This is a genomic window from Pseudoroseomonas cervicalis, from assembly GCF_030818485.1.
GTDB classification, from domain to species: Bacteria; Pseudomonadota; Alphaproteobacteria; order Acetobacterales; family Acetobacteraceae; genus Pseudoroseomonas; species Pseudoroseomonas cervicalis_A.
Map to the genome: position 1 here is coordinate 774,211 of NZ_JAUTAJ010000004.1, position 8,290 is coordinate 782,500.

7 protein-coding genes (1 of these 7 cut by a window edge) are annotated in these 8,290 nt (G+C 70.4%); 6 read left to right on the forward strand and 1 reads right to left on the reverse strand.

The features are described 5' to 3' along the window. Positions 1-6 precede the first annotated feature (6 nt). The 5 genes from ispG (at position 7) to QE401_RS07515 (ending at position 5,220) form a co-directional block, all read left to right on the forward strand. Entirely contained in the window at positions 7-1,182 is a 1,176-nt protein-coding gene (gene ispG, locus QE401_RS07495; protein WP_307137616.1) for a flavodoxin-dependent (E)-4-hydroxy-3-methylbut-2-enyl-diphosphate synthase, read from the forward strand. A gap of 5 nt (positions 1,183-1,187) precedes the next feature. Further along, the gene (gene hisS, locus QE401_RS07500) at positions 1,188-2,507 is read left to right on the forward strand and encodes a histidine--tRNA ligase (protein ID WP_307137617.1); all 1,320 of its coding nucleotides are present in this window, start codon (positions 1,188-1,190) and stop codon (positions 2,505-2,507) included. 142 nt (positions 2,508-2,649) lie between these two features. Then, on the forward strand, positions 2,650-3,705 hold the full coding sequence (gene prfA, locus QE401_RS07505; RefSeq protein WP_307137618.1) for a peptide chain release factor 1: 1,056 nt from the start codon (positions 2,650-2,652) through the stop codon (positions 3,703-3,705). Then, positions 3,698-4,561, forward strand: coding sequence for a peptide chain release factor N(5)-glutamine methyltransferase (gene prmC, locus QE401_RS07510; RefSeq protein WP_307137619.1), 864 nt, complete (start codon positions 3,698-3,700; stop codon positions 4,559-4,561). The genes prfA and prmC overlap by 8 nt, the downstream gene beginning before the upstream one ends. 239 nt (positions 4,562-4,800) lie before the next feature. Further along, the gene (locus QE401_RS07515) at positions 4,801-5,220 is read left to right on the forward strand and encodes a DUF4167 domain-containing protein (protein WP_307137620.1); all 420 of its coding nucleotides are present in this window, start codon (positions 4,801-4,803) and stop codon (positions 5,218-5,220) included. 136 nt (positions 5,221-5,356) lie between these two features. Here QE401_RS07515 and QE401_RS07520 read toward each other — a convergent pair whose 3' ends face one another. After that, positions 5,357-6,115: an MOSC domain-containing protein gene (locus QE401_RS07520; RefSeq protein WP_307137621.1), complete on the reverse strand. Its 759-nt coding sequence runs from the start codon at positions 6,113-6,115 to the stop codon at positions 5,357-5,359. A gap of 135 nt (positions 6,116-6,250) precedes the next feature. Here QE401_RS07520 and clpB point away from each other — a divergent pair, with 135 nt between their 5' ends. Beyond that, a protein-coding gene (gene clpB, locus QE401_RS07525; RefSeq protein ID WP_307137622.1) for an ATP-dependent chaperone ClpB crosses the window boundary here: on the forward strand, positions 6,251-8,290 show its 5' portion. It continues 525 nt past the right edge of the window; 2,040 of the gene's 2,565 nt are visible here — the first part of the coding sequence; its start codon is at positions 6,251-6,253; the stop codon falls past the right edge of the window.

Consider the following 8,290-nt stretch of genomic DNA (forward strand, 5'->3'; position numbering starts at 1 on the left):
ACCGCCATGTCCTATCGCCCCTACCAGCAGATCCTGCGCCGCAAATCCCGGCAGATCCGCGTCGGCAAGGTGCTGGTGGGCGGAGACGCGCCGATCTCCGTCCAGACCATGACCAACACGCCGACTGAGGATGCCGCGGCCACCATCGCGCAGATCCGCCGGGCGGAGCTGGCTGGCGTCGACATCGTGCGCGTCTCCTGCCCGGACGAGGCCTCGACCGCGGCGCTGGCCGAGATCGTGCGCGAGGTGAATGTCCCGATCGTCGCCGACATCCACTTCCACTATAAGCGCGCGCTGGAAGCCGCCGCGGCCGGCGCCGCCTGCCTGCGCATCAATCCGGGCAATATCGGCAGCAAGGAGCGGGTGAAGGAGGTCGTGAAGGCCGCTCGCGACCATGGCTGCTCGATCCGCATCGGCGTCAATGCCGGCAGCCTGGAGCGGCACCTGCTGGAGAAGTATGGCGAGCCGAACCCGGAGGCGCTGGTGGAAAGCGCGCTGTGGCACGCGGCGCATCTGCAGGAGCTGGATTTCCACGAGTTCAAGATCAGCGTGAAGGCGTCCGACGTCTTCCTGGCGGTCGCCGCCTATCAGCAGCTGGCCGAGGCCTGCGACCACCCGCTGCATATCGGCATCACCGAGGCGGGGGGGAAGCGCACCGGCACGGTGAAGAGCTCGATCGGCCTGGGCAGCCTGCTCTGGGCCGGTATCGGCGACACGCTGCGCGTTTCGCTCTCCGCCGAGCCGGAGGAGGAGGTGCATGTCGGCTGGGACATCCTGAAGTCCCTCGGCATCCGGCACCGCGGCGTCAAGATCATCTCCTGCCCCTCCTGCGCCCGGCAGGGCTTCAACGTCATCGAGACGGTGGCGGCGCTGGAGGAGCGGCTGGCGCATATCGAGGTGCCGCTGAGCCTGTCGATCATCGGCTGCGTGGTGAACGGCCCGGGCGAGGCGCTGATGACCGATATCGGCGTGACCGGTGGCGGCAATGGCCGGCACATGGTCTATGCCGCCGGCAAGACGCATCACACGATGGGCCAGGACGGCATGGTCGACCATATCGTCGGCCTGGTCGAGGCGAAGGCGGCGGAAATCAAGGCGGCCCTGCCGAAGGACGGCGCGGCCGCGAACAACGAGGGCGGGCACCCGGCGCCGGGCGCCCCCAGCAAGCAGGCAGCGGAGTAACGGCGTTGAGCGGAATGCAGCCGGTTCGTGGCACCAAGGATCTGATCGGCGACGCGTTCCGCCGCCACCACCATGTCGTCGAGACGGCGCGCCACGTCACCGGCCTGTACGGGCTGGAGGAATGGGCGACGCCGATCTTCGAGGCCACCGGCGTCTTCGCCCGCACCCTCGGCGACACCTCCGACGTGGTGACTAAGGAGATGTACAGCTTCGAGGATCGCGGCGGCGATTCCGTCACGCTGCGGCCCGAGGGCACCGCCGGCATCTGCCGCGCGCTGGTCTCGAACGGGCTGACCCAGGGCGGGCTGCCGCGCAAGGTGTTCTATGCCGGCCCGATGTTCCGCTATGAGCGGCCGCAGAAGGGCCGCTACCGCCAGTTCCACCAGATCGGCGCCGAGATCCTGGGCGCCGCCGAGCCGCTGGCCGATGCCGAGGTGATCGCCTGCGGCTGGCAGATCCTGCAGCATCTCGGCATCGATGACGGGGTGGTGCTGGAGATCAACACGCTGGGCGACGCCCCCAGCCGCGACGCCTATCGCGCCGCGCTGGTTGCCTATTTCACCGCCCACCGGGAGAAGCTCTCCGCCGACAGCCAGACGCGGCTGGAGAAGAACCCGATGCGCATCCTCGACAGCAAGGATGCCGGCGACAAGGCGCTGGTGGCCGATGCGCCGACCATCTTCGAGCATCTGACGCCCGAGGCCGCGGCCTTCTTCGAGAAGGTGCTGGGGCATCTGGACCGTTTCGGCGTGCCCTACCGGAAGAACCCGCGCATCGTGCGCGGGCTCGACTATTACAGCCACACCGCCTTCGAGTTCGTCACCGACCGGCTGGGCGCCCAGGGCACGGTGATGGCGGGCGGCCGCTATGACGGGCTGGTGCAGGAGATGGGCGGCCCCGCCACCCCGAGCGTCGGCTGGGCCGCGGGCATCGAGCGCCTGTCCGAGCTGCTGGCCGAGACGCCGGAGGCGACGCGCCCGGTGGCCGTCATCCCGGTCTCCGAGGCCGAGGAAGGCCCGGCGCTGGAGCTGCTGCAGATGCTGCGCGCCAGCGGCGTGCCGGCCGAGATGGCCTATAAGGGCAATCTGAAGAAGCGCATGGAGCGGGCCAACCGCATCGGCGCCCAGGCGGCGGTCATCCTCGGCGAGAGCGAGGTGGCGGAGAATGTCGTCCTGGTGCGCAACCTGCAGGATGGCACGCAGGAGCGGGTTGGCATGCCCGGCCTGCTCTCGGCGCTCGCCGCCGCCGGGGTGGTGGATGCCATGCTGGAGCAGGTGGTCGAGGGGCTGGAACTGGTCGCTGACGACGGCGAAGAAGAGAACTGAAAGAAATCTGAGGGATTTCTTTCAGGCTGCCGCTCCCGGGTGGCCAGGCGGGCCGCCAGCCGACAACGGAGGCTGGCCCTGACAGAAAAAAGAAGGGGGCTTGGGGGAATTCATTCCCCCAACCTGCCCTTGGAAAGCACGGATGAAACTGCCGGAAAAGCTCGACCGCCTGCTCTACCGCGCCGATGAGCTGCGGGCCCTGCTGGAGACGGCGGAGGGCGCGCAGGTCGGCGCGCTGGCCAAGGAATTGTCCGAGCTGGAGCCGCTGGTGGCGCAAGTGGAGGCGCTGCGCGCCGCCGAGCGCGCCCGCGACGAGGCCGAGGCGCTGATGGCCGACCCCGAGATGCGCGAGCTGGCCGAGGCCGAATACTACGCCCAGCGCGACGCCGTGCCGGTGCTGGAGCGCGAGCTGCGGCTGATGCTGCTGCCCAAGGATGCGGCGGATGCCGGCAGCGCCATCCTGGAAATCCGCCCCGCCGCCGGCGGGGACGAGGCCGGGCTGTTCGCCGCCGAGCTGTTCGCCGCGTACCAGAAATATGCCGCGTCGCGCGGCTGGCGCTTCGGCGTGCTGGATTATGACGAGTCGGAGCTCGGCGGCATCAAGGGCGCGGTGGCCGAGGTGGAAGGGCAGGGGGTCTTCGCCCGGCTGAAATTCGAGAGCGGGGTGCACCGCGTCCAGCGCGTGCCGGCGACCGAGACGCAGGGGCGCATCCACACCTCCACCGTGACCGTCGCCGTGCTGCCGCAGGCGGAGGATGTGGATGTGCAGATCAATGAGAGCGATCTGCGCATCGACACCTACCGCGCCAGCGGCGCCGGCGGCCAGCATGTGAACAAGACCGACAGCGCCGTGCGCATCACCCACATCCCCACTGGCACGGTGGTGGCGATGCAGGAGGAGCGCAGCCAGCACAAGAACCGCGCCAAGGCGATGAAGGTGCTGCGCGCCCGGCTGTACGAGGCGCAGCGCAGCCAGGCGGTGGCCAGCCGCTCGGCCGACCGGCGCGCCCAGGTCGGCACCGGCGACCGGTCGGAGCGCATCCGCACCTACAATTTCCCGCAGGGGCGCGTGACCGACCACCGCATCGGCCTGACGCTGCACAAGATCGACCGGGTGATGCAGGGCGAGATGGACGACATCATCGATGCGCTGATCGCCGAGGACGAGGCCGCGCGCCTCGCCGCCGAGGGTGTCTGACTGCGCCGACCCCGCCGGCACGGTGGGGGCCTTCCTCTGCCGCGCCGGGCAGCGGCTGCGCGCCGCCGCCATCGAGGCGCCGCGGCTGGAGGCCCGGCTGCTGCTGGCCGAGGCCATGGCGACCAGCCAGGAGGCCCTGCTGCGCGAGCCGCGCGCGGCGGTGGCGCCGGCGGCCGCGACCCGCTTCGCCGCGCTGCTGCAACGCCGCCTGGCGCATGAGCCGATGGCCTATCTGCTGGGCCGCCAGGGCTTCTGGACGCTGGAGCTGGAGGTCTCGCGCGACACGCTGATCCCGCGCGCCGATTCGGAAGCCATCGTCGAGGCGGCGCTGGAGGTCTTTTCCGGTTCCGGCGGGCGGGTGCTGGACCTTGGCACCGGCACGGGCTGCCTGCTGCTGGCCGTGCTGGCGGAGCGGGAAGGGGCCTTCGGGGTGGGGGTGGATCTTTCCCCCGGCGCGGCGGCGCTGGCGGCGCGCAACGCGGCGCGTAACGGGCTGGCCGGGCGCGCCGCCTTCCTGGCGGGGGATTGGGACACGGCGCTGGCCGGGCGCTTCGACCTGGTGCTGTCCAACCCGCCCTATATCGAAAGCGCCGTGGTGCCGGGGCTGATGCCCGAGGTGGCGGGGCATGAGCCCGCCCGGGCGCTGGATGGCGGGGCGGATGGGCTGGACGCCTACCGGGTGATCGTGGCGGCGCTGCCGCGCCTGCTGGCGCCGGGCGGCCACGCCGTGCTGGAGCTGGGGCAGGGTCAGGCGCCGGCGGTCTCCGCCCTTGCGGCGGCGGCGGGGCTGGCGAGTCGGGCGCTGCGGCCGGATCTGGGCGGGGTGGAGCGCGCCCTGGTTCTGGCTGCCCGCTGAAAAAAACCGTTTGGCGCTGCAGCGCGGTCGGACTAGGGTGGCCTTGCGGACCCGGGCGGAGTGCCCCCCGGCAGGACCCGCCGGGGCGGCCCATATGGCAGGTGCCATCGCCCCCCGGCGCCGCAGCGATGCAACACCATCAGCCAGTGCCCCAGGGGCAGGACGGTGCTTCACCGGTCCGGTTGCCTGCAGGGCGCCAGCATGAGACGGCGAACGCAACACCGATGAACATGAAACGCATGCGCGGCCGCGGCGGCCATCGCCACGGCGGCGGCGGGGGCGGCGGCGGCGGTCAATTCCGCCAGAACAACCACCAGCCGATGAACCGCAACCATGTGTTCGACTCGAACGGGCCGGACATGCGGCTGCGGGGCACCGCCCAGCAGCTTTTCGAGAAGTATCTGCAGCTCGGCCGCGACGCGACGGGCGCCGGCGACCGCGTGATGGCCGAGAGCTATTTCCAGCACGCCGAGCATTATTTCCGCATCCTGAACGCCATGGCCCAGGCCGCGCAGGCCCAGGCGCCGCGCCGCCCGCAGAACGGGGCCGAGGGCGGCGAGGGTGGCGAGGCGCCGTCCGAGGCGCAGGCCGAGATGAACGGCCAGCCCGCCTATGAGGGCGAGGCCGAGGGCGCCGAGCAGCGCGAGAGCGTGCAGTAAGCAAGGGAAGCGGTTCTTTTTGAAAAAAGAACCAAAAACCTTCTTCCAGTTTGGCGTCCCGCCTCAGGCCTGAAGCGGGACGCCAACCGGCAAAGTCTTTTTGCTTCTTTTTCTTCAGAAAAAGAAGATTTCTGTCTTAATTCGGCAGCTCTTCCAGCGCATCGCCCACCGCGACGCGCCCGCCTTCCTCGACGGTCGCGTGCACGCCGAGATCGGCATGGCCGAAATGCTCGCGCAGCAGGCGCGGGATATCGAGGTCGCGCTCGCCGGTCTGCAGATTCACCTGGGTCGCCGGGCAGCGCACCGTGCGCTTGAAGACGGCCAGCCGGGCGGCGCCCAGCAGCACCTCCCGCCCCACCCAGTCGAACTCCGCCCAGGCCGGCAGGCCGCTGAAATAGATGTTGGCGCGAAAGCGCAGCGGGTCGAGCTTCTGGCCGATCGCCTGCTCCAGCGCCGCAAGGCTGGCCAGGTTGATCAGCGAGACGCCCTTCTTCTTCTGGTCGGTGAAGGCATGGCCCGGGGCCTCGGTGAAGCGGGGCGTTCCGCGCGCTTCCTCGCCCAGATAGCGGGTGAGCGCGGTGCCGAGGGCGGCGCGGCCCTCCTCGGTGCCGGTCTCGGCGCTGAGCGGCGCCTCGCCGGGGATGCGCAGCGCCAGGCGGCCGCTGCGCTCGTCATAGGCGGAGGCCAGCAGCGCCAGCTTCGCATTGGCCATCAGGCAGGCGAAATTCTGCTTGGGCAGGAAGCGCGGCGCCGCTTCCTCGAAGGGGGCGTCGCCCTGGACCAGGGCGAAGCGCCGGTCCTGGGGCAGGCATTCGCCGGCGGTGAGCTCCACCTCCTCCAGCGCCTCGGCCGAGAGGCCCTTCACGGGGTAGCGGTAGAGACGCTCGACGCGCATCGGTTCAGCTCCTGATTTTCCGGCCGCGGCCTCTTGAAGCGGCGCGGCATCCCGTACCACATCCAAGCACGAGCGGTGACCGGCGTCGCCTTCTGAGGGGCGCCGGAGCACCGGTTGCCTCGGAGGAGGGACAGAATGGACATCGAGAAATTCACCGAGCGCGCCCGCGGGTTCCTGCAGGCCGCGCAGACCATCGCGATCCGCGAATACCACCAGAGAATCACCGCCGAGCACCTGCTGAAGGCCCTGCTGGATGACGAGCAGGGTGCTGCGGCGGGGCTGATCCGCGCCGCCGGCGGCGACCCCGCCCCGGTCAAGGCGGCGGTCGAGGCCGAGCTGGCGAAGCTGCCCAAGGTGCAGGGCGGGGGCGCCGGCCAGCCGCAATTCATGCCCGACATCGTGCGGGTGCTGGATGCCGCGCAGCAGCAGGCGAGCAAGGCCGGCGACGCCTTCGTGGCGCAGGACCGGCTGCTGGTGGCGCTGGCCGGCAGCGACACGCCGGCCGGCCGTGCCCTGGCCCAGGCCGGCGCCACGGCACAGAAGCTGGATGCGGCGATCGAGGCGGTGCGCAAGGGCCGCAAGGTCGACAGCGCCAATGCCGAGCAGCAATTCGACGCGCTGAAGAAATACGCCCGCGACCTGACCGAGGCGGCGCGCAGCGGCAAGCTCGACCCCGTCATTGGCCGGGATGAGGAGATCCGCCGCACCATCCAGGTGCTGGCCCGCCGCACCAAGAACAACCCGGTGCTGATCGGCGAGCCCGGCGTCGGCAAGACGGCGATCGTCGAGGGGCTCTCCTTGCGCATCGTCAATGGCGACGTGCCGGAGGCGCTGAAGAACAAGCGCGTCCTGGCGCTCGACCTCGGCGCGATGGTGGCCGGCGCCAAGTATCGCGGCGAGTTCGAGGAGCGGCTGAAGGGCGTGCTGACCGAGATCGAGCAGGCGGCCGGCGAGGTCATCCTGTTCATCGACGAGATGCACACGCTGGTGGGCGCGGGCAAGGCGGATGGCGCCATGGACGCCTCCAACCTGCTGAAGCCGGCGCTGGCCCGCGGCGAGCTGCATTGCATCGGCGCCACGACGCTCGACGAATACCGCAAGCATGTGGAGAAGGACGCGGCGCTGGCGCGGCGCTTCCAGCCCGTCTTCGTGGGCGAGCCGAGCGTGGAGGACACCGTCTCCATCCTGCGCGGCATCAAGGAGAAGTATGAGCTGCACCATGGCGTGCGGATCGCCGACTCCGCCCTGGTGGCGGCGGCGACGCTGTCCAACCGCTACATCACCGACCGCTTCCTGCCCGACAAGGCGATCGACCTGGTGGATGAGGCGGCGAGCCGGCTGCGCATGCAGGTGGACAGCAAGCCCGAGGAGCTGGACGAGGTCGATCGCCGCGTCCTGATGCTGAAGATCGAGCGCGAGGCGCTGAAGAAGGAGGAGGATGCCGCCAGCCGCGACCGGCTGGAGCGGCTGGAGCGCGAGCTGTCCGAGCTCGAGGAGCGCTCGGCGGCGATGACGGCGGCCTGGCAGGCGGAGAAGAACAAGCTCTCCGCGGCGCAGAAGGCCAAGGAGGAGCTGGACCGGGCCCGCACCGAGGTCGAGCTGGCGCAGCGCCGCGGCGACTATGCCCGGGCCGGCGAGCTGACCTATGGCATCATCCCGACGCTGGAGAAGCAGATCGCCGCCGCCGGCGATGATGGCCGGCTGGTGAACGAGGCGGTGACCGAGGAGGGCATCGCCGCGGTGGTCAGCCGCTGGACCGGCATCCCGGTCGAGAAGATGCTGGAGGGCGAGCGGGCCAAGCTGCTGCGCATGGAGGACCAGCTGCGCAACCGCGTGGTCGGCCAGGAGGAGGCGCTGGAGGCGGTGTCCAAGGCGGTGCGGCGCGCCCGCGCCGGGCTGCAGGACCCGAACCGGCCGATCGGCTCCTTCCTGTTCCTGGGCCCCACCGGCGTCGGCAAGACCGAGCTGACCAAGGCGATCGCCAGCTTCCTGTTCGACGATGAGAAGGCGCTGCTGCGCATCGACATGTCCGAGTACATGGAGAAGCACGCGGTCAGCCGCCTGATCGGCGCCCCCCCGGGCTATGTCGGCTATGAGGAGGGTGGCGCCCTGACCGAGGCGGTGCGCCGCCGGCCCTATCAGGTGATCCTGTTCGACGAGGTCGAGAAGGCGCAT